At 43.0% G+C, this 22,313-nt stretch carries 19 protein-coding genes and 3 pseudogenes; 12 read left to right on the top strand and 10 right to left on the bottom strand.

Going from position 1 to position 22,313, the window contains the following annotated elements; genetic code table 11:
- Positions 1-898 (bottom strand): annotated as a pseudogene (locus AOQ70_RS16450) (BclA C-terminal domain-containing protein); the annotation flags it as partial.
- Positions 899-1,080: 182 nt separating this feature from the next.
- Here AOQ70_RS16450 and AOQ70_RS16445 point away from each other — a divergent pair.
- Positions 1,081-2,099 (top strand): annotated as a pseudogene (locus tag AOQ70_RS16445) (LLM class flavin-dependent oxidoreductase).
- Between the two features lie 36 nt (positions 2,100-2,135).
- Here the strand turns inward: AOQ70_RS16445 and AOQ70_RS16440 are convergent.
- Positions 2,136-2,756 (bottom strand): acetate uptake transporter, encoded by a 621-nt coding sequence (locus AOQ70_RS16440; protein WP_047203394.1) that lies wholly within the window; start codon positions 2,754-2,756, stop codon positions 2,136-2,138.
- Between the two features lie 142 nt (positions 2,757-2,898).
- Here AOQ70_RS16440 and AOQ70_RS16435 point away from each other — a divergent pair, with 142 nt between their 5' ends.
- Positions 2,899-3,720 (top strand): uroporphyrinogen-III synthase, encoded by an 822-nt coding sequence (locus tag AOQ70_RS16435; RefSeq protein WP_039179165.1) that lies wholly within the window; start codon positions 2,899-2,901, stop codon positions 3,718-3,720.
- Positions 3,721-3,758: 38 nt separating this feature from the next.
- Here AOQ70_RS16435 and AOQ70_RS16430 read toward each other — a convergent pair whose 3' ends face one another.
- Positions 3,759-4,361: a DedA family protein gene (locus AOQ70_RS16430; RefSeq protein ID WP_039179163.1), complete on the bottom strand. Its 603-nt coding sequence runs from the start codon at positions 4,359-4,361 to the stop codon at positions 3,759-3,761.
- 324 nt (positions 4,362-4,685) lie between these two features.
- Between AOQ70_RS16430 and AOQ70_RS16425 the strand changes: the two genes are divergently transcribed.
- From AOQ70_RS16425 to AOQ70_RS20030, 3 genes are all read left to right on the top strand, one after another.
- Positions 4,686-4,916, top strand: a complete 231-nt coding sequence (locus AOQ70_RS16425) for an excisionase family DNA-binding protein (RefSeq protein ID WP_039179160.1) — start codon at positions 4,686-4,688, stop codon at positions 4,914-4,916.
- A 428-nt stretch (positions 4,917-5,344) separates the two neighbouring features.
- Positions 5,345-5,704, top strand: a complete 360-nt coding sequence (locus tag AOQ70_RS20035) for a hypothetical protein (protein ID WP_231730895.1) — start codon at positions 5,345-5,347, stop codon at positions 5,702-5,704.
- A 91-nt stretch (positions 5,705-5,795) separates the two neighbouring features.
- Complete coding sequence (locus AOQ70_RS20030; protein ID WP_231730894.1) at positions 5,796-6,032, top strand: hypothetical protein; 237 nt, start codon at positions 5,796-5,798, stop codon at positions 6,030-6,032.
- 6 nt (positions 6,033-6,038) lie between these two features.
- Here AOQ70_RS20030 and AOQ70_RS16415 read toward each other — a convergent pair whose 3' ends face one another.
- The 6 genes and pseudogenes from AOQ70_RS16415 to AOQ70_RS20140 all read right to left on the bottom strand — a co-directional run bounded on the left by AOQ70_RS16415 (position 6,039) and on the right by AOQ70_RS20140 (position 13,766).
- On the bottom strand, positions 6,039-7,139 hold the full coding sequence (locus AOQ70_RS16415; protein WP_059377406.1) for a Ger(x)C family spore germination protein: 1,101 nt from the start codon (positions 7,137-7,139) through the stop codon (positions 6,039-6,041).
- Entirely contained in the window at positions 7,136-8,236 is a 1,101-nt protein-coding gene (locus AOQ70_RS16410; protein ID WP_059377403.1) for a GerAB/ArcD/ProY family transporter, read from the bottom strand. The genes AOQ70_RS16415 and AOQ70_RS16410 overlap by 4 nt, the downstream gene beginning before the upstream one ends.
- Before the next feature lie 12 nt (positions 8,237-8,248).
- The gene (locus AOQ70_RS16405) at positions 8,249-9,733 is read right to left on the bottom strand and encodes a spore germination protein (protein WP_059377401.1); all 1,485 of its coding nucleotides are present in this window, start codon (positions 9,731-9,733) and stop codon (positions 8,249-8,251) included.
- 72 nt (positions 9,734-9,805) lie between these two features.
- On the bottom strand, positions 9,806-11,149 hold the full coding sequence (locus AOQ70_RS16400) for a (Fe-S)-binding protein (RefSeq protein WP_039179150.1): 1,344 nt from the start codon (positions 11,147-11,149) through the stop codon (positions 9,806-9,808).
- Complete coding sequence (gene glcD / locus AOQ70_RS16395; RefSeq protein ID WP_058838613.1) at positions 11,146-12,555, bottom strand: glycolate oxidase subunit GlcD; 1,410 nt, start codon at positions 12,553-12,555, stop codon at positions 11,146-11,148. Before glcD ends, AOQ70_RS16400 begins: the two co-directional genes overlap by 4 nt.
- Positions 12,556-12,633: 78 nt before the next feature.
- Positions 12,634-13,766, bottom strand: a pseudogene (locus AOQ70_RS20140) (CdaR family transcriptional regulator).
- 125 nt (positions 13,767-13,891) lie between these two features.
- On the opposite strand from AOQ70_RS20140, the gene AOQ70_RS16385 reads away from it, so the two are divergent.
- Positions 13,892-14,470, top strand: a complete 579-nt coding sequence (locus AOQ70_RS16385; protein ID WP_059377399.1) for a hypothetical protein — start codon at positions 13,892-13,894, stop codon at positions 14,468-14,470.
- Positions 14,471-14,484: 14 nt separating this feature from the next.
- Here AOQ70_RS16385 and AOQ70_RS16380 read toward each other — a convergent pair whose 3' ends face one another.
- Positions 14,485-15,249: a DeoR/GlpR family DNA-binding transcription regulator gene (locus tag AOQ70_RS16380; protein ID WP_059377397.1), complete on the bottom strand. Its 765-nt coding sequence runs from the start codon at positions 15,247-15,249 to the stop codon at positions 14,485-14,487.
- 149 nt (positions 15,250-15,398) lie between these two features.
- On the opposite strand from AOQ70_RS16380, the gene AOQ70_RS16375 reads away from it, so the two are divergent.
- The 6 genes from AOQ70_RS16375 to AOQ70_RS16350 all read left to right on the top strand — a co-directional run bounded on the left by AOQ70_RS16375 (position 15,399) and on the right by AOQ70_RS16350 (position 22,307).
- Positions 15,399-16,205: a tyrosine-protein phosphatase gene (locus AOQ70_RS16375; RefSeq protein ID WP_059377394.1), complete on the top strand. Its 807-nt coding sequence runs from the start codon at positions 15,399-15,401 to the stop codon at positions 16,203-16,205.
- Positions 16,206-16,229: 24 nt separating this feature from the next.
- The gene (locus AOQ70_RS16370) at positions 16,230-17,771 is read left to right on the top strand and encodes a glycoside hydrolase family 10 protein (protein ID WP_059377392.1); all 1,542 of its coding nucleotides are present in this window, start codon (positions 16,230-16,232) and stop codon (positions 17,769-17,771) included.
- Positions 17,772-17,914: 143 nt separating this feature from the next.
- Entirely contained in the window at positions 17,915-19,057 is a 1,143-nt protein-coding gene (locus AOQ70_RS16365; protein WP_059377390.1) for an acyl-CoA dehydrogenase family protein, read from the top strand.
- Positions 19,058-19,102: 45 nt separating this feature from the next.
- Positions 19,103-20,737, top strand: coding sequence for an AMP-binding protein (locus AOQ70_RS16360; protein WP_059377387.1), 1,635 nt, complete (start codon positions 19,103-19,105; stop codon positions 20,735-20,737).
- Positions 20,738-20,745: 8 nt separating this feature from the next.
- Complete coding sequence (locus AOQ70_RS16355) at positions 20,746-22,095, top strand: acetyl-CoA carboxylase biotin carboxylase subunit (protein ID WP_059377385.1); 1,350 nt, start codon at positions 20,746-20,748, stop codon at positions 22,093-22,095.
- Complete coding sequence (locus tag AOQ70_RS16350) at positions 22,092-22,307, top strand: acetyl-CoA carboxylase biotin carboxyl carrier protein subunit (protein ID WP_039179120.1); 216 nt, start codon at positions 22,092-22,094, stop codon at positions 22,305-22,307. The genes AOQ70_RS16355 and AOQ70_RS16350 overlap by 4 nt, the downstream gene beginning before the upstream one ends.
- Positions 22,308-22,313 lie beyond the last annotated feature (6 nt).

Below are 22,313 nucleotides of genomic sequence, written 5' to 3'. Positions count from 1 at the left end.
GTCCAGTGCTACCCGTAGCTCCGGTAGGACCAGTATCTCCAGTGCTACCCGTAGCCCCGGTAGGTCCGGTATCTCCAGTAATACCAGTGGCACCGGTAGGACCCGTTGATCCAGTGCTGCCCGTAGCGCCAGTAGGACCAGTATCTCCAGTGCTGCCCGTTGATCCAGTAGAACCTGTGGCACCAGTAGGACCAGTAGCTCCGGTGCTGCCCGTGGCGCCAGTAGGTCCAGTCGCGCCAGTAATACCCGTAGCACCTGCAGGTCCAGTTTCACCTGGTGCTGCTAAAAGTGTGTAATCTGGCGACGTATCTGGCGTACCTGAAGGTGGTGAAGAATTCACAAGATAAGTACCCCCACCATAAGTGACCACTTGCCCTACTGAATATGTTGGTGCCGTTACAGGATCATAGGATTCAACACCACTTAATCCGATCCCAGTAGGACCCGTAGGCCCAGTTTCTCCAGAAGCAGCCAAAAGGGTATAGTCGGGGGAGAGTCCAGGTATTCCTGATGGAGCGTCTACATTGGCAATGTAAGTACTGCCATCAAACGTGACCACTTGCCCTGCATCGTAATCTTGTGATTGTGAGGGATTAAAAGGAATAGCGCCGGTTAACCCGCCAGCTGGTCCAGTAGGTCCGGTTGGTCCGGTTGGTCCGGGGGGACCTGCTGGGCCTGCCGGGCCTCTTGGTCCAGCTCTTTGATTTGGTTTTGATTGCTTTATTCCTTTTGCAATGTGGCAGGGGTGATCCCCTTGAGATATATTTTGTTTTATATATTCTTGTTTAATGAATGGACAGTCTCTTTTTAGAGGACGGTCATGACGTGATCTTTTGTAATGAGGCTGTTCATGGTATTTACCGCAAAAGGGACATTTGTGTTCGAATTGATTGTACAAATTGCCCATCTCCTAGAATTGATATTTCATTCTATGTGCAAATTTTTAAATTGGAAGTAAAACCTAAAAAATCATCATTTCGAAAATCATCGAATCAAATTATTTAAATCTTTCATGGATTTATGTTATGGTGTTGAAAGTATAAAATAGTATGATATTTGACAGAAATGGGGACATCATTTATGAGTCAATCAGTTTTACAGGGCAAAGCCTATTCCGTTTTAAATTTATCCTCTGTGACAGAAGGAGGCACCATTAAAGAATCTTTTGATCGTAGCATGGATTTAGCAAAAAAGGCGGAGAAGTGGGGCTATCATAGATACTGGCTGGCAGAACACCATAACATGGAAGGGGTTGCGAGCTCTGCAACGTCCGTTTTAATTGGATATATTGCGGGAGGAACTGAAAAAATTCGAGTAGGATCTGGTGGGATTATGCTGCCAAATCACTCTTCACTTGTCATAGCCGAACAATTTGGCACACTTGAGACATTGTATCCGGGGAGAATTGATTTAGGTCTTGGCCGAGCACCAGGGACGGATCAGTTAACAGCAAGAGCGCTTAGACGTAATCTTCATAACGGAGAAGATTTCCCTGAGCAGCTTGAAGAACTGATGCAATATTTCAAGCCGACCGGTCAGGTTAAAAAACATGTAAGAGCTGTTCCAGGAGAAGGCCTGGACATTCCAATTTGGCTCCTTGGTTCAAGTGGTTTTAGCGCCAGACTTGCAGGAGAACTTGGACTGCCATTTGCTTTGCAGCACATTTCTCACCTAAAAATACAATTCCCGCGTTAGAATTGTACAGACAGTCATTTAGACCTTCTGATGTGTTAAAAGAGCCTTATGCCATGGTTGGTGTGACGGTTTTTGCTGCAGATCAAACTGAGCGTGCTGAATATTTGGCAACCTCTCATTATCAGCGGTTTTTAAGTCTCATTCGTAATACACCAGGAAAACTGAAAGCGCCTGTCGACAGCATGGACGGTCTTTGGAGTCCATATGAAAAGGCGATGGTGGATGAACAATTAAGCTCGACTATCATTGGGGATAAAGAAAAGGTGAAAACAGAATTAGAAGCCTTTATTGAAGCTACTCAAGCTGATGAAGTGATGATTAATTCGGATATGTTTGACCATCAAGAAAGAATGCGCTCGTATGAAATCATCGGAGAGATCTTTCAAGAGGCGCAAGAAAAATAAACAAAAAAAGAACTGCACAGCGCAGTTCTTTTTTATTTATGCTTTTGTAAAAATGCGAAATGGTTGTCCAATTGGCAGAACAATACGGCCAAAATGTGTATTTAGCACAACAGCTGCAGAACCATAAAATGAAAGCAGGGAAATGATCAATTCTGCAATACCTGCCATGGTATGAGTCACATCGTACATCACACCAAACGTGCTAAGGGAAAGACCAATGAATAAGAAATCAATAAAGACGAAAATCAAAAATAACACTTTATGTGTTTCCATTGCACCAATCGTCATAAACAAGCTGAAAATCAAATAACCAACAAATGCAAAACCTAGCTGTTTTGGATCTGCTGCTCCCGCAAGCGTTTTCCCAAAAACGCCGGCTTGAATGAGCCAAGTCGTTCCAACGCCCATCCAGAAAAGACCGAATGCGCCAAAAGCAGTGGCTCCAAAAATATTATGATGCTTTGAATCTTGTATGGACGCGATCAGCTGCGCGATTCCTCCAAGGAAGATAGCCCAAGGTAAAATAAGGGAAGTGCCATCTGTGATTCCTAGTTTTTGTGAGGACGCAACGAGCGTCACCATTGCTAAACCAAACAAACCAAGCGGTGTTGGGTCTGCAATTGATAATCGAATTGCTTGAACATTCTGTTTTTCCATAATGACCTCCTACAATTTGCACTTACAAAAGATACTCGAATTCGATAGAAACGTCAAGCTCTTTTTTAGTAGACACTTGCATCGTCTTCCAAATAAATCTATATTTAATACATATCAAATGTGATAGAAAAAGAGGGATAATATGAGTAAAGGCTTATCTGGGAAAACGATTGCCATTTGTGGAACGAGAAAAACAGAAGAAATGCGTACACTTGTCGAAAAACAAGGAGGACAAGCCGTTATTCGCTCTCTTCAAGGAACCGTATTTTTAGCAAAAGAAGAATTAAAGCCAGGCATAGAGACCTTTGTGAAACAAGGGGCAGACTGGGTCATCTTAACAACAGGCATCGGTACAGATACATTAATTGAGAGTGCAGAAGAGCTGCAGCTTGGTAATGAATTTATGAACATTCTATCAAATGCCCATATTGCTTCAAGAGGGTACAAAACCTTTGCTGCGCTGAAAAAACGCGGGATTCACCCGGAGGTCTCTGATGAAGACGGTACGGTTCGTGACTTAATTTCAAAACTTGAAGACAAGGAGTTTCAAGGCAAACGTGTAATGGTTCAGCTTCATGGTGAAAATGCACCAGCTCTCATTCAGTTTTTACATGACAAGGGGGCAGATGTTTTGCCGCTTTTACCATATCAGCACACACCACCTGAACCAGAGGCTGCTGAAACGCTTCTGCAAGAAATGAAAGATGGACAAGTTCATGCTGTCTGTTTTACAACCGCTGTCCAGGTTCACGCCTTTTTCAAACTGGCCGCAGAATGGGGCAGAAAAGAAGAATTGCAAGCATTATTCGAGCAGGACGTTCTGGCAGTAGCTGTTGGAAAAGTCACTGCTGAAGCTTTAAAAGAAGAAGGAATAGACCGAATTCTTGCCCCTTCACTTGAGAGAATGGGTGCAATGATTATAGAATTATCACAATATATGAAAAAACAATCAGCACACTCATAAAAAAACGCCTTTCACCAGATCAGTGAAAGGCGTTTTTGTTAAATTGTCCGTTTTCGATTCGTCCGAATTTTTTTGAGTACAAAATAGAGAACAATCAGGACAATAGCAATGACCATAATAGGGGTTGTATAAGTATGAGCAACACTTTGAATATGATCCCATTTTGTCCCAAGCTGCATGCCAAGATAGATAAATAAAATAGACCAAGGGATGGCAGCTAATCCTGTCAAGAAAACAAATTTTAAAAAAGGCATCTTGGCAATACCTGCTGGAATCGAGATGGCATGGCGCACAACAGGGATAAAGCGCGCGGTAAACACTACACCGGTTCCATACCGGTCAAACCAGCGCTCTGCAGTCGCGATATGATGTTCATGGATGAATAAATACTTTCCATACTTTGTTAAAAAAGGTCTTCCGCCGTACAGACCGATCCAGTAAATAAAACACTGGGCGAGCGTACCACCGATGACGCCGGCAATAACAGCTCCAACAAAACCGATTGTGCCTGTTGACACCATATATCCGCCATAGGCAAGTACAATTTCACTCGGAATGATTTCAATCATCAGCCCTAGTGCTACCCCCACATAACCAAGGCTTGTCAGCCAGGTTAAAATTTCATTAAAAAAGGTTCCCATTCATTTCACTCTGCCTTTAAATACGAATTTTCTTCAAGCATCCTTATAAGAGCCTATGCTTGTTTTGCTTTTCTCATGAGTATGCTTTCTATATATGCCAGCATGGCTTGCGGCTCATAGAGTCACCACTGAACCTGGCTTTTTCACCAAATTTATGTTGGCAAGCTCTCATCTAGCAGATTTTATCATACCATATTTGCCGGCATCTAGACGATCTACTTGCTATATGAAGAATGGTCACCAGAAAAGAGAATAGGCTGCATCCGTTTTTTCAGCAGATCATGATATAATTTGATAGATGAAACGAACGGGTGGTGCACAAGCATGTATTTAACAATCGCAGAAACAGCTGAATACTTGGAAGTATCAGAAGCGTATATTGAAAAATTGATCCAGCAAAAAAAGATCCGTTACGTATTTGACGGGGAATCTTATCTTATTTATCAAGGGCAGTTTCAAACGCATTTAAAGCAGCTCGAACAATATAAAGAGCTCGTCCAAGAGATCTTAAATGAACCGATTCCGGAAGACCCCGATGTAAAGGATGAAGATTAGAATATCTTTTCAATTGAATCAACATGGTTCAATGGCCGCGGATGATAGAAAGATTAATCTCTATTTCACCTCATGCTTTCTCGAATGATAAAAGCAGAATGATCATTCATTTGCAGGAAAAGGAAGTGGAATTTTTGGGGACAACTACTTTATGTGAAGCCTGTCAAAAAAATGAATTGGACATTTTAGAAGCGTCTGATGAACCGAAACAGCCTTATGAATTATGCCGTCAATGCCACGAAAGACTACTTACCTATTCATTACGGCCTATTGAATGGTAAAACCTAGCTGTTCTCCATTCTTCTAAACAATTTTTACTGCACGATGATTTTTATGGAGAGGACGGACAGGCTTTCCAATTAGAGGAGGATGTTGTCATCACCAAAAGTGAAAAAGCACCAACATTACAAGCGGTTAGGCGTGATTTTGTGTCTTTATTAGACTTTTCAATCACTAGATGGTTTCTTGAGGATGATGTCATCGTTGCTTTGAAACAGCACGATCAGCAAAGAATCTTGGATGCTGTTCAAAGTAGGTTTGATCAAACACATCATGTCGAAGTGAAATCGCGCATGTTAGAAATTACGGCTGATGTGTTAGGTACCTCTGCTGCTGGGTGGGTGAGGGAACTTTTGGATCAAGCGGATGAAGAATTTCTTTATCCGCTTTCATGGGCAGCCGCCAGCAGTTTGCCAAAAGATGAGGGATTACAACGTATTCTAGATAAAATGAAATCTGTCAGTGAAAAAGAATTGTGCTTTTATTTGCCTGCACCGTTTCCGTTCTAATAAAATATTGGATTGGATGGAGTCAAATTGCACCCATTTTCACGATCAGTGGGGAAGGCTGGCAGCCGTCAGCTACCCAACCTGGGAGAGAATGAAATCTTGGCTAAACAAAGGAAGACCTTTCAGCTTAATTGTACTAGATACAATGGCAAACTGTGCAAACGGGAATAGACCGGCTCTAGTGGAACAATATTCACCTAAAATCCTTAAAACTGATAAAAATGAAATAGAAAAGATTTTAAATGAATATTATCAAAAAGATCATGTTCCACGAGTGAAAATGAAAGTGTGCAAAATCTTGGAGAACAAGCAAGACATATTTGAATAAGCCTTTTTATTGGCTGACTCCCGTTTGAACAATTTTCATGTGGCATTTAACTTGTACATCTGCATCAGGATAAATGTTCTTCCATTTTTCTGGTGTCACTGCTTTGTCTTTTGATCTATACCTAAGGCCCAGCCCAAGAGGATCTATGTTTTGCTTTTTAAAGGATTGAACAAGGTCTTGTCCTTGCTGAGCGACACGTTTTTCTACTTCTTTTTCAACATGGTTCAATATAGAAGGTTTATCAATTTTTTTGGACTTCATGAATTCTTTTAATTCGCCTTTCAGCTTGATATCAATCATGATATGAGGCTTCTTTGTTAGGTTTTTCGTTGGTTTGATTCGGTAAGACACATGAGATTTGATATTTTCAATGACGACATGGGTCTTTGCTTGATCTGCCAATTGAAACTCATAGATGCCATTTTTATGATTTTCAATCATCGCTTTAAATGTGAACGTGTCTTTTCCAGGTATATGACTGACCATTTTTTCATGATCAAACAGAGCGACTCCTGTGATCTTGATGCCACTGTTTGTTTTCTTGATGTAAGGGAGGTATGCATCGACCCCTTTTGCCAGCATCTGATTCATAAAAATATGCTGATTGGTGACAGGTTCATTGCCATTTCGCATATTTTGGGTGAGCAGATCAGAGAGATATACACCTATATTTAAGTTCGTTTGATTCATTTTTGTGTATAATAACTCTTCCACTTCTCCGCCTACAATTGCAAACACTTGGCGTGAACCAATAATAGGATCACGATAAATATAATTCATTAAATCGATCATGCCGACTTCTTTTGCTAACTTTTCACTGACTAAAATAACGAGCACCTGGCCCATGACGACTGGAAAAGGCGATTTTTCTGATACAAGAAATTGAATATTGCTAATGGTGTTTGACCTTGCACTTAATATTTGATAACTTCCTTGTTCTTGACTTTTAAAGACAGGGAAGACAAAGAAGCCCTTCATTTCTCCATCTTCCAATAAATCAAATCCTGCCGCCTGAGAGATATTTAATTCATCTAAAAGGCGGGGCTCTGCACAGCTGGTTAACAAAAGACTACACAACATGAGGCCCGTAAGTATATAACGTTTCATGCTCGTTTTTTCTTCCTCCTTTTTTTCAGCATCAGTCCAATGACCATACAGACAATCAATCCATAGATCAGAATGAATCCACTAAATTCCACCCATTGATTAAAGGTTTCAAAAGAAGTTGCACTGGCAAAAAACGAAAACATGATCAGAATGAGGATGCTGAGCCCGATGAACGTGACGCGCTGGTTCGTATGAAGCATTTTTTTTGCCATTCGGCTCGCTGCCCATAATGGAATCGTGATATTAGGAATGATCAGAAGCAGCCAAAGAGACACTTCAATAAATTCAAAGCGCTGGATAAACGGAAGCTTCACAATGCTCGTTAACGTTAGCGTCGGCCATTTTGTTAATTTGAGCTGAGCACTTGAGTAATACGCTATAGAGACGAGAAAAGTGAGCAAGTTTAAGCATGTCGTAAATAATACCCCCATGTGAGCAAATTTTTGAGATGTCTGAGCTTGTTTAATAAAGGGATAATAGACAAGCAGCGTGCCAAAACCAAACATGGATAAGGATGCATCTTTGACTCCCACAAGCATTTGCGAAAATGTATGATCAAACATTGGGAACATGAAACGAAGGTGACTATATTTCATGGCATAAAAACAGATAAATGTCATCCAATACGTCAGTACAATGCTAAAAAATGCCCAGCCAGCAATGGTTCTAAAGCCGCCAGTATGAATGTAATACACAAGCAGCAGCAGTACAGATGCAAACAAAAGACCAGGAATTTCTTTAAACAGCCATACATGGATCACATCCATGTAATGGATAAGAACGGTCAGCGACAAAGAAGCAAAATATAAGATATAAAGAATGTTTAATAATTGCCCAATCCATTTGCCAAATACATATTGCGTGATATCACCAAATTCATCCGAAGGTGCCTTTTTAAACATCAAGTACATGAGAAAGATCATCACATTGACGCTCATGCCAGAAATCAAAATAGCGATCCATCCATCATTATTGATAGAACGAACAAGGTTTGTTTGAAAGTTTAAAATGCTGACACCGACTTGATTGGCATTGACGAGAAAAAACACAAAATAAGGAGATACTTGAAATTTCTCTTTGACAGAAGAAGAACTCATGCCTTCACTTCCTTATTCATAAAAATCATTTTTCCCCTTGCGGCCTTGCTTTGGCTTAGAGCGATGGATGGTTTCATTTTGCGGTCGTAAATTTTCCGGCCTTTTGTTCAAAAAACGGAGCTGAGGACGAATCAAACTGCCCTTTAAATCAGCAAGGCGCATTGGAAAAATAGGCTCTAAATATGGGCGGCCAATTGAAGTTAATTTCATTAAATGGGTGAGCAGAAAAGATCCCATCACAGCAATGCCTAATGCGCCCCAAACCTGTGCTGCGAGTAAGAAGGGAAATCTCAGCAGCCGAATGGTACTGCCCATTTTGTAAATAGGCGTGACAAATGAGGCGAGAGCAGACAGGGCAACAATAATGAGTAAAATATTGCTCGTTAAGCCTGCTGCTACAGCCGCCTGTCCAATGACAATCCCTCCAACAATCCCGAGCGTCTGACCGACTTTAGCCGGGAGCCTTGACCCTGCTTCTCTTAGTAATTCAATCGAAGTCTCTAAAAATAGTGCCTCAATGATCGGAGGAAATGGAACAAGATAGCGCGAGGATACAATGGTTTCTAATAAATCCTTTGGGATCAGCTCATAATGAAAGGTTAAAACGGCGACATATAAAGGTGTCGCAAAAATGGAAAATATCACAGCAAATATGCGTAACAGCCTAAAGCAAGAAGCCGCAATCCATGACATATTGTAGTCTTCCATAGTGGAAAAATACTCAAGTAAAATAGTTGGGGCAAGCAAGACATGAGGCGAGCCATCCACTAATATGGCAATTTTCCCTTCTGATAAACCTGAAGACACGCGGTCGGGTCTTTCTGTATTCAAAAACAACGGGAAAATCGTATTGGACACATCATAAAGCATTTGAGCGAGGTAATTCGCATCTAAAATCTGATCATAATCAACGTCCTCAATTCGCTGAAGAACCGTTTCGATGTTTTCTGGGTTAGCGATTTCTTCAATATATAACACGGCTACTTTTGTTTGAGAGAGCGTACCAACCGTCTTTTCCTCAACTTTCAGGTTAGGCGTCGGCAGCCGCCGCCTGACCAAATTTAAATTGGTATCTAAAACCTCCACAAATGCTTCCTGTGCACTGATAATGCCAAATTCAATCTCAGGCGGACCAACTTGTCTGCCTTTCTTTTCTTCAATCGGCAAAAGAAGCGTTTTGCCCCAATCTGTCTCTAGTCTAATGGCAATGCTGCCCCGGTGAAGGGCTTCTTCCACTTTTTGAAGATCGTTCGTGATGACAGCCTGCTCAATGGGAATTTGTTCTTTCAGCTCTTCAAGAGTAGGTGTCAGGTGCATTTGTTTGAGAGAGGGGAGAATTTGTTCATGTAGAAGGTGTCCATTAATTAAAGATCGAAAAAAGGAAATTCTATACAGAAAATCTCCATTTCGAGACAGCTCATTTGTAAAATCAGCAGAACGTGACAATGCTTCAAATACTGAATTCGGATCCTTTTGTTGTTTGTTTTTTTTCAGCATTTGAACCAGCTCCTTCGGCGATTTGCCTCTATTATCCAACCAATTGTCTAAAGATATGCATAAAAAAAGCGTTCAGCTTGATGGGCTGGACGCTTTTTTTCCATATTGAACGGCTTCTAATAATAAATCAGCTAGATGGACGGCACGCATGGTCGGCGAGTGCTCCGCGCGTTTGATGCCTGCTGCCATTTGCAGCTGACAGCCTGGATTAGACGTAACGATGGCAACAGCCTTTGTTTCCCTTGCTTCTGTCATTTTATGATCTAAAATTTGCATCGACATCTTTGGCTGCAAGATGTTGTAAATGCCAGCTGAGCCGCAGCACCGGCCCGAATCCTTCATTTCTTTAAATGATATGCCTTGAATGGCCTTCATCAGCACCCTTGGCGCATGCTGTACACCCATTCCGTTCCGCAAATGACAGGAATCTTGATAGGTGATGACCTGCTCTGGCAAAGCAAGCGGCATGCGGCGGTGAAATTCCAGCTCCACTAAAATGTCTGATATATCGGTGATTTTCTTTGAGAAGATTTCACTTCGTTTTTGAAAGTCCGGATCATCGTGAAGCAAATGATCGTAATCACTTAAAAAAGCACCACAACCGCCCGCATTCATGACTATGGCATCTGCATCTATCTTTTCAAATGCTTCAATATTCCGCTTTGCTAGCTGTTTCGCTTGCTCTTTTTCTCCGCTATGACCATGAAGCGCTCCGCAGCACGTCTGAATAGGAGGGACGATAACGTCACAGCCTGCCAGCTGCAAAAGCTGGATGGTCGCTTCGTTTGTGCTGGAAAAAACGGTGTCCATTAAACAGCCAGTAAAAAAGGCGACACGCTTACTTGCTGGGCCAGCGGCTTTGTATTCCGTCACACGGTTTTTCTGTTGACGAGGCACTTTTGGAAGCGCCTGTTCCATCAGTCGTAAGTGCGGTGGAAGCACCTTCAGCATGCCAGTTTTACGGGCGGCTGTTTGCAGACCAGATGTTTGATAAAATCGAAGAAGTCCTGCCGCTTGCCGCATTCGGCTTTGTGAAGGAAAGAGTCCTTTGAATACTGCACGTCTCACAAGTTTGACAGGGATGGATTGTTTTTTGTGCTGCTGAATGATGTCTCTTGCATCCTCAAGTAACCGGCCATATTTGACGCCAGAAGGGCAGACCGGTTCACATGCACGGCAGCCAAGACAAAGATTCAATGAATGCTCGACATCTTCATCTGGCTCAATGACGCCGTCTCTTACCGCCTTCATTAAAGCAATTCGGCCGCGGGGAGAGTGTGTTTCTTGTTGACCAGATTCAATATAAGTTGGGCAGGAGGGAAGGCAGAAGCCGCAGCGCATGCAATTGAGCAGCTCTTTTTCGTCCATTTGCTGCTGAAATGATTGCTGAATCTCTGTTTGTTTAGAGGAACTCATGAGACCACCACCCGCTTTCTTGCGGCTTTACCAAACACTTTATCAGGGTTCATCATATTTTCTGGGTCTAGCGCTTGTTTGATCGCTTTCATTGCTGCAATGCCTTCTTTTTTGACCTTTAGTTCCAAGTAAGGGGCTTTCATAAGACCCACACCATGTTCACCCGTAATGGTGCCGCCAAGTGAGACGGCTTTTTCAAAAATGGCCTGAAAGGCTTCCTCCACCCGTTTCATTTCTTCTTCATTTCTTGCATCTGCTGCACAAGTAGGGTGCAAATTGCCATCACCTGCATGACCAAATGTACAGATTTTCACTTTGTACTCCTTCGCAATATCTTCGATTGCCCGTACCATGCTGGCAATTTCAGACCGGGGGACAGTTGCATCTTCTAAAATGGTCGTTGGGCTTAACCGGGCGAGGGCAGATAAAGCGGATCGTCTCGCTGTTAAAAGTGCATTTGCCTCTTCTTCAGAATGAGCGATATTCACTTCTTTTGCTCCGTGCTGCTGGCAGACTTTTGCGATGCTCTGCATATCACGGGAAACCGCCTCAGGATGGCCGTCCTGTTCGATCAACAGCACCGCTTGAACGTCCGTCGGCAGACCAATTTTTGCAAAGTCTTCAACGACTTCCAGGGTCGGCTGATCCATAAATTCTAATGTGGCGGGGATGATACGCTCTGCAATAATCGCCGACACTGAAGCGGCTGCTTCCTCTAGGCTTTCATATAAGCAAAGCATCGTTTGTTTTGTTTCTGGAAGCGGCAAAAGCTTCAGCGTAGCTTCAGTGACAATCCCGAGCGTTCCTTCTGAACCTACGAACAAACGGGTCATATCATACCCGGCCACGTCCTTTGCAAGTTTGCCGCCTGTTTTAATGATGTCACCGTTTGGCAGAACCACTTCAAGTCCAAGTACATAATCTCTTGTCACGCCATATTTTAAGCCCCGGAGACCACCTGAATTTTCATTAATATTTCCGCCTAATGTAGAGATTTTCATAGAGCTTGGATCAGGTGGATAGAAAAGCCCTTTTGCCTCTACTTGGCGAATGAGTTCCTGTGTGATCAAACCAGGCTGCACCGTTGCTGTCAGGTTTTCTTCGTCTATTTCTATTAATTGGTTCATTCTTGTAAATAGCAGCACAAGTCCGCCTTGTGTGGGACATGTACCTGCACAAAGGTTCGTTCCTGATCCTCTTGGCACGATCGGTATATGATATGAGGCGCAGAGCCGGACAATTTGCTGGATTTCCTCAGCCGTATGCGGGCTTACGATGACATCTGGCATCTGCTGAAAATTTGGTGTTGCATCATAAGAGTAAGCAAGCCGATCTGCTTTACTGTCCTGTACGTAAGGCGCACCAACAATCTTTTTCAATTGATTTAAAAATTCAGAATTTAACATGCGCATTCAACTCCTACTGATTAGACGTATCGTTTCTTTCAGTATAAAAAAAGAATCGTCTCATGCCTATGGACGATTCTACAAAATATCGGGCTGTTCGTTTCGTTTTTTTGGATCATGATCTAATAGCATGAAGGCTAAATAAAAGAGCATTGCATCTTGCATGCGCTTTGGATCAAGTGTCGTTAAATCTTGGATTCGTTTTAGCCTGTAATGCAGTGTATTGATATGGACATGCATCGCTTCTGCGGTATATTTCAATGAGCAATCTGATGTCATGAGTACCCGCAATGTTTTCACTAATTCAGGATAGGGGAGAAGAGGGGCGATCGTTCGATCAAGAAACACTTCCTTTGTTTCCTGACTGACTTCCTCCATAAAAAGTTCAAGCGTTAAATCTTCATCAAATACAATTGGCGTATCAGCATGTGCCATTTTTAATGCACGAAAGGCTTGTTGAAAGGATTGCTTCATCAAATGAGCAGCTGCTGGTTTCCCGCCCCAATCAAAACCCCTGGCGTGCTCTGCGCCGTAAGGGAGGCATGGATGTGAAATAGGCGCTGCTGCAGTGTTTTACGATCATCTGCTGTTGTTTGCAGCATAAGCAAAAAGCGTGCATGCCCCCAGCGGACGATGATCTCCTGACTAGTGAGATGCAGCGTTTCCTTTAATTCTTTGTATTGATTTTGTTTCATAAACGATTCATCCTGACAATCGATCAGGACGACTGTGCGCTCCTTGTTGATATCAAGCTGAAGCCGCGTTGCTTTTTCATTGAGATCAATCGCTGTCTCTGGCAGGTGGAGCCAGTCGAATACAAACGCTTCGAGCTGACGTTCATCCGTTTCGTTTTCTTGAAAAAATTCATGTTCATGAATGAGCAGCTCGGTCATTTTTCTTAATATTTCGCCAAAAGGAGACACATGTACAGGATCTCCTGTCATTCCAATGACCCCGATGACCTCTTGCTTAAAATAAATAGGCAGATTGATGCCAGCTTTGACGCCTTTCATGTGCTGCTGGTCATCCTTTGTGAGAATTCGTTTCTGTCCTTCAAAAGATGTCAGATACGCTCCTTCATGAAATTGTCCAATGCGCGCTGGATCTGTTGCTGCAATGATGGTGCCGTTCGTTTGTGCGATGATGATTTCCTCAGTCAGCACCTTTTTCACTTCGTCTACAATCTTTTCTGCCAGTGTCATTGTGAGCAAAATGTACCCCTCCGAGATGTTTCTTTTGACACTATCATACCATCATATGCTAGGACATATCTTTCTTTTCCTGAGTTATGCTAAAATAATAAACGCACATGAAGGAGAAGAAAGGAGACATAGCCATGTCACTGCAAAATCGCTTACAAGATTTACTGAAAGAAGGACAAGCGCTGACAGACTTCGAATATGATGAAGCGGCGAGCCGCAATTGGCCTTTAGAAGGGGCGAGAATAAAAGAAGAAGCACGCTTTGGCGATGTATATATAGAGCGTGTAGACAAGGAATCAGAGGACATGATTCAAACAGAAGACGCCTCATTTCTAAACACACCGCTTACATATGTGAAAAAACATCAAAAAGAATTTATTTATATCGAATCAAAGTGGTTTGATGTCGTGAAAGTAGATGGCTTGGCCATTGAATGGGACGAAGTGTTTCAAACGTATACCGTGTTATTCGGTTTCAAACGTCCTAAGAAAGACACGAATATTTTAAAGGACTTGCTATCGCCATTAAATGGTGCTCAGCTTCAATTTAATGGACAAGATGGCTTATTTGATGTGAATTTACAGCTTCTTGAGCTTGAGGACATCCACGAAGATACAGCTTTCATTGACGTTATCTCGGCCGTGTACCGATTTTTATTCCGTATGGTCATGCAGCTTGAAATCAATGAATCAAAAAACGGCTCAAATTCCTGAGCCGTTTTTTTGATCTATTCATTTGAAGAAGGCGTGACAAACCGCACATCATGCTCTTTTCCATATTGAAGATAATGTTCATTTGGCTCCTGATTGGTCACGACGACATCAATCTCGTGCAAATCACAAAACGTGGTCAAGGCGTAATGATCGAATTTGCTATCATCCACTAATAAAAACGTTTTGGCACTTTTTTGAACGAGCGTCTTTTTAATATCGGTTTCAAGCGGAGACGAATTCGTGACGCCGTGATCAATGGATAAACCAGTTGACGCGATAAAAGCTTTATTGACATTGTAAGCTTTTAAGCGCTCTACACTTTGATAGCCAACGAAAGAATTCGTTTTTCTTTCAAGCATCCCGCCAGTAGAAAAGATGGTGAGATTTTCATAAGGCATCGCCTGTGTAATGAAATCTACATTATTGGTCACAATGGTCACCTGTTTCTCTGTCAAATAGGGGAGCATCTCAAGCGTTGTCGTACCAGAATCAATAAAAATCATATCCCCGTTTTCCACAAAAGCAGCAGCCGTCTGACCGATCAATTGCTTTTTACTGAGCTGACGGGTCTTTCGCTCCTGATACACCACTAACGTTGAGTGGTTCACAGCCACTCCGCCATACACTTTTTTGAGCACGCCGGACTCGACCAATGCCTGTACATCTCGGCGTATCGTGTTTTTTGAGACACCAAAATGCGCCACAAGCTCATCAAGTGAGGCAGATTCCCGGTCAAACACATACTCTTTGATTTGCTGAATCCGTTTTGTTTTTATCATGCTTCATATCTCCAATCAATCCGAATGTCCTTTTTTCATTATACCAATAAATTCTCTTACATGGATTAGGTCAATTGATTCTCTTTTCTCCTTTGATATAAAAGCGTATGATAGAAAAAAGAACGAAACCAGAAAGGACTTTCACTTCTATGAATCAATCAAACAACCCATTTTCAAAGCTTGCGAATTTTAGAGAAGTAGGGGGACTTCAAACAACAGAGGGGATGGTGATCAAAGAGGGAATGATTTATCGATCCGCAGACTTATCACGTTTGACGAAACAAGACATCGAGATATTCTCAACACTCGGGATTCAAACTGTTTGCGACCTCCGTACAACCTCAGAACGTAAATCACATCCACCAAAGATCAAGGAACACGACAAAATCGTCCATATTCCGATGCAGCCTGACAGTAAGATGCCGAGTAAATGGACCATGTTTCGTATGCTGGTAACAGAAGGGAAGTCTCTCTCATTTACACCGATCATGAAAGATTTATATCAAAGCATGCTCACTGAGCGTAAAGAAGAGATTCGGCAGCTGTTCACACTACTTTCAGATCAAAGCCATTATCCGCTGATGCTTCACTGCACGAGCGGCAAAGACCGTACAGGTTTTTTATCTGCCCTGATTCAGTTAATAGCAGGTGTACCGCTGACTGTCGTTTTAAGTGAATACATGCGGTCCAATGAAGGCGTGCAAATGCTTGTCAGAAGGCAGGAACGATTTGTCCGATGGATGAGTTTATACCGGGTATCAAAAGAACAAATTCAGCCGCTTGTCGGTGTGCAGCAAGATTATCTTGAAGATGTGCTGCACGAAATGCTGGAGACATACGGGAGTGCAGAGAGGTATTTAATTGAAGCCTGCAAAGTCCCTGAAGCTCAGCTCAATCAAATGAAAAACATTCTGCTTACACCATCTGCTGGCATTCCATCACAAAAAGCGGAATAAACTGAATATGAGGTGATGCAAAACATGCTGAAAAAGATCAGTATGACAGTTCTAACACTGATGTTAATGTTTGTATTCTTATTGATTCCTTCTAGCAGTCTAGCAGCTCGTCCAGTGCCAAAAGGGAAGCTTGAGAGCACAAGAGAAATGCGCGCGGTATGGATTGCATCGGTTTATAACTTAGATTGGCCCTCAAAGAAGGGGCTGCCCGTAGCAGAGCAGAAAAAAGAGTTCATTCGTTTGTTAGACGAGATCAAAGCGATGAATATGAATGCCGTCATTATGCAAATTAAACCAACAGCAGATGCTTTTTATCCTTCAGCATACGGGCCGTGGTCAGAGTATTTGACTGGAACGCAAGGGAAAGATCCTGGGTATGATCCGCTTGAGTTTATGATAGAAGAAGCTCATAAACGCGGCCTTGAATTTCACGCTTGGTTTAATCCTTATCGAATCACGATGAATCATACTGATCTCGACCGTTTGTCAGCTGATCACCCTGCAAGACAACATCCTGAATGGACCATTGCCTATGGTAATCAGCTTTATTACAACCCTGGCATCCCTGAAGCTCAGGACTTCATTGCCCTCGGCATAGAAGAAGTTGTGAAAAACTACGATATTGATGCAGTGCATATGGATGATTATTTTTATCCGAATAAAATAGCCGGTGTGCCGTTTCCAGATCAAGAAACATATGAAACATATGGGAAAAAAGCTTTTACACATATAGAAGATTGGCGAAGAGATAATGTGAATCAGCTGGTGAAGCAAATCAATGACACTATTAAGAAAGAAAAACCTTATGTGAAATTTGGTATTAGTCCATTCGGGGTTTGGCGCAACATAAAAGATGACCCGACTGGTTCAAACACGACTGCTGGAATGACCAACTACGATGATTTGTATGCTGATACAAGAGAGTGGATTCAGCAGCACGATATTGATTATGTCACTCCGCAAATTTACTGGAGCATCGGTTTTCAAGCTGCCGCTTATGACGTGCTGACGAAATGGTGGTCAAATGAGGTGAAAGGGGAGCCGGTTCACCTGTATATTGGTCAGGCGGCATATAAAATTAACCAAAACAGTGATCCTGCTTGGTCTGACCCGGAAGAATATTTTAGGCAGATTGAGCTGAACAGGCAGTCACAGCTCGTGCAGGGAAGCATGCATTTCAGCTTGAAGGATCTCAATCGCAACCCTTTGAATGTAAAGGATCGATTGATAGAAGAGTCATACCGCAAACCAGCTCTCATTCCAGAAATGCCTTGGCTTCATCAGAAAGCGCCTAAAAAACCAATCATTCAATCTGTGAAAAAGACAGCGGATGATGCGGCTTTGCAAATCAAAAATGATCCACATTCTACCGTATCCTATTATGCAGTCTATCGATTGACAAATAAAGGAACATATGAATTGCTGCAAACAGTTAGAAAAGAAAAAGGCGCCATCACAACGATTAAAGACCTACCAATCAATCAAAAGACGATTGATACTTACATGATTACGGCTCTTAATCGTCTTCATCAAGAAAGCAAGCCTTCTGCAAAAATAGTAAAATAACGGAAAAGCATGAATGAGGATTTTCTTCGTTCATGCTTTTTTTCTATTATTCTTGTTTTAATTTTCTGAATTCAATCAAGCTTGGCATGAAGCCGCTGCTTGATTAATAAATATGATAGAAAAGAGCCAAAGGGGGAAGCAAGATGGATTTTGAATTAACGAAAGAACAACAAATGATCCGCCAGATGGTCAAAGATTTTGCCAAAGCAGAAATTGCACCACACGCTCAAACGATTGATGAACAGGCCGTATTCCCAGCCAAAACGTTTCAAAAAATGGGGGAGCTCGGCTTTATGGGCATCCCCTTTCCAGAGAAATACGGAGGCTCAGGAGGAGATACGATATCGTATGCACTCGCTGTAGAAGAAATAGGAAAACAGTGTGCCAGTACAGGTCTTAGCTATGCCGCAGCCGTATCCTTAGGCGCAAGCCCGCTTTATTACTTCGGTACAGAGGACCAAAAGATGGACCACCTTGTCCCGCTGGCTTCTGGGACAGCACTTGGTTCCTTCGGATTAACAGAACCAAACGCAGGATCAGATGCAAAAGGGACGAAAACAAAAGCAGTCAAAGACGGACAAGAATATGTCATCAACGGGGAGAAGTGCTGGATCACAAACGCCAATTTTGCCAGAACCATTATCGTCACCGCTGTCACGGATCATGATGAAAACGGCCGCCCGATCATCTCTGCCTTCATTGTGGAGAAAGGGCAAAAAGGGCTGTCCATTACAAATCCATATGACAAAATGGGCGTGCGCGGTTCAGATACAGCAGAAATCATTTTAGACGGTGTACGTGTACCAGCCCAGAATATTTTAGGAGACCCAGCGAAAGGCTTTAAGCAATTTTTATATACATTAGACGGGGGACGTATTTCAATTGCTGCGTTATCAGTTGGCATTGCACAAGCTGCACTCGATGCTTCGCTCTCGCATGCAAAGGAAAGAAAGCAATTTGGGCAGACCCTTTCTTCCTTCCAAGCCATTCAGTTTAAGCTGGCAGATATGGCGATGCAAATAGAACTCGCGAGACAAATGGTTTGGAAAGCCGCTTGGCTGAAAGATCACGGCAAGCCGTTTACAAAAGAAGCTGCTTATGCCAAACTTTTCGCTTCTGAAATGGCGACAAAAGCAAGCCTTGATGCTGTCCAAATTCACGGAGGAACAGGCTATATGAAAGAATGTGGTGTAGAACGGCTTGTGAGAGATGCAAAGTTGATGGAAATTGGTGAAGGGACCTCTGAAATTCAGCGTCTAGTCATCGCAAGACAACTGTTAGCGTAATCCGATAATGAAAACGCTTACTATCAATGGAGGAGGAAAGCCATCATGTCGATTCATCCACAGACAATCGGCTCCCTTTTAAAAGAGAAAAGGGAGCAGCATCCAGCACATGAAGCCATTGTGTATCCAGAACGTTCATTACGTTATTCATATGAAGCGTTTTATCGAGAAGTCAAGGAAACAGGGAAAGGTCTTATGGCATTAGGGGTTCAAAAAGGGGATCATATCGCCATCATGGCGCCCAATGTACCTGAATGGCTCATGCTGCAATTTGCCTGCGCGTCGATTGGAGCCGTTCTTGTCACTGTAAATACGAATTTTCAAGCACAGGAACTCGCCTATTTACTCAAGCATTCTGATAGCAGCATGCTGTTTATCGTAGACGGCTTTAAAGAGACATCCTATGTCAAAATGCTGGAAGAACTCATACCAGAGCTTCAAAACGCTCATCAAGGCGAGATCACCTCCTCATCTTTTCCTTATTTAAAAAGTGTCGTCTATATTGGCGAGCACACGCCAAAAGGCATGCGCAGCTGGAACAGTATTCAAGCTGCTGCTAAAAGAACTGAGGATCACGAGTGGGAGAAACGAATGGATGAGCTTGCGCCAGATGACGTCATTAATATGCAATATACTTCAGGCACAACCGGCTATCCAAAAGGAGTCATGCTCAGCCATACAAACATCGTCTGCAATGCCAGCCAAATCGCAGATTGTATGAAGCTCACCCAAAAGGATCGAATGTGTATTCCCGTTCCTTTCTTTCATTGCTTTGGATCCGTTCTTGGCGTGCTTGCTTGCCTCACAAAAGGAGGAACGATTATTCCGGTTGAATCCTTCCACCCAGAGCGAGTCCTTCAAACCGTGGAAAAAGAGAAGTGCACCGTCCTTCACGGCGTCCCGACAATGTTCATTGCAGAGCTCGACCATCCGAATTTTCACCAATACGATCTGTCCACATTACGAACGGGCATTATGGCAGGATCTCTTTGCCCATCCCATGTGATGAAAGCCGTCATTGAACAAATGGGACTGAAGGAGCTCACGATTGCCTACGGACAGACTGAAAGCTCTCCTGTCATTACCCAAACAAGAACGGATGATTCATTTGAAAGACGGGTTCAAACCGTCGGCCGGGCGCTTCCTCACATCGAAGTGAAAATCACCGTTCCAGGCACGCCGGAGGAAGTACCAAGAGGAGAACAAGGCGAGCTGTGTACAAGAGGCTATCATGTGATGAAAGGCTACTATAAAAATGAAGAAGCCACAAATGAAGTGATTGATGAGGACGGCTGGCTTCATACGGGAGATTTAGCAGAGATGGATGAGGACGGCTATGTGAAAATCACAGGACGGCTGAAAGATATGATCATTAGAGGCGGGGAGAATGTATACCCAAAAGAGATTGAGGACGTTCTTTATACTCATCCGGACATTCTTGATGCACAGGTTGTTGGTATACCTGACGAGACGTATGGAGAAGAAGCCGCCGCATTCCTTCGGCTTAAGCAAGGCAGAACGGTGACGATTGAGACACTCACCAGCTATTGTCAGTCGCAAATGGCGCGCTACAAAATTCCTAAATATTTTTTCATCACTGACGAGTATCCGATGACCGCATCAGGGAAGATTCAAAAATTTCGTCTGAAAAAACAGGCGCTTGATCTAATAAAGGAGTGAAGGCAGCGATGTTTCAAAAAGTACTGATTGCCAATCGAGGCGAAATTGCTAGGCGAATTATTCGAACATGTAAAAGGCTCGGGATCCACACCGTTGCCGTTTATTCAGAAGCAGATCAGCATGCACTTCATGTGCAAGAAGCAGACAGCGCCTATCTGATTGGAGGCGCGAAAGTATCTGAAAGCTATTTAAACATGGAAGCCATCATTAGGGTAGCCAAGCAGACAAATACAGATGCTATTCACCCAGGATATGGCCTCTTATCAGAAAATGCGGCCTTTGCAGAACGCTGTCGCAGCGAAGGTATTGCCTTTATTGGGCCATCCGCACAAGTCATTCAGCGAATGGGGAATAAAATTGAAGCAAGAAAAACGATGGCTCAAGCAGGGATCCCCATTGTACCAGGCGTTTCAGCTCCGCTGCATGATGCAGAAGAAGGAGTGAGTCAAGCGCAGTCACTCGGTTATCCGATCATGCTCAAGGCATCAAGCGGGGGTGGAGGAATTGGTATGCAGCTCGTGCAAAATGACGATGAGCTGTACAGGGCTTTTGAAGGGAATCAAAAAAGAGCACAAAGCTTTTTCAACGATGGGACGCTGTATATGGAAAAGGTCATTGAAAACGCGCGGCACATTGAAATCCAGGTCCTTTTTGATTCCTTCGGCCATGGGGTTCACTTATTTGAGCGCGACTGTTCACTCCAAAGAAGACATCAAAAAATCATTGAAGAAGCACCAGCCGCCTGTCTCGATGAACCGGTGAGACGTCAGATGGGGGAGATGGCCGTCAAAGCAGCCAAAGCGATTGGGTATGAAAATGCAGGGACGATTGAATGCTTAGTCGATCAGCATCAACAATTTTATTTCCTAGAAATGAACACAAGATTACAAGTAGAGCACCCTGTCACAGAAGAAATTACAGGTATTGACCTTGTTGAGGAGCAGCTGAAAATCGCTGCATGTGAGCCGCTTTCCTTTAATCAGGAGGATATTCATCAAATCGGGCATGCCATCGAGGTTAGAATTTATGCGGAAGATCCCGTCACCTTTTATCCTTCACCAGGAACGATCACTCAGCTTTCTACGCCTGAAGCTCCGTATATCCGTCATGAGTCAAGTGTGACAAAGGGAAGCATTATAACCCCTTTTTACGATCCAATGATTGCGAAAATGATCGTTTACGGTGATACACGAAAACTTGCAATAGAACGATTAAAAGGGGCATTACAAGCATATGAAATAGAAGGGATCAAAACCAACTTACCACTTTTAAGGGAAATGGCCGGATCTTCTGCCTTCTTACAAGGCAGCATCACAACCGATTTTCTCATGAAAAAAAGGGAGGGAAACCGTTCATGAAAACTGTCACGATTCAAATGGCCGGAAACTTGTGGAAGCTTCTTGTGAAACAAGGCGATGAAGTGCAAAAAGGACAGGAGGTTGCCATCTTAGAATCAATGAAAATGGAAATTCCGATCGTTGCTGAAGAGGCCGGGATCATCCGCAAAGTGCATAAAGCAGAGGGGGAATTTGTCGATGAAGGAGAGGTTCTTTTAGAACTAACAGAATAGGAGGGA

Origin of the sequence: Bacillus sp. AM 13(2015), assembly GCF_001518755.1 — a bacterium.
Classification (GTDB): Bacteria; Bacillota; Bacilli; order Bacillales; family Bacillaceae; genus Bacillus; species Bacillus safensis.
Note: the sequence above shows the minus strand (reverse complement) of the source record. Positions and strands in the feature narration are given on the sequence as shown.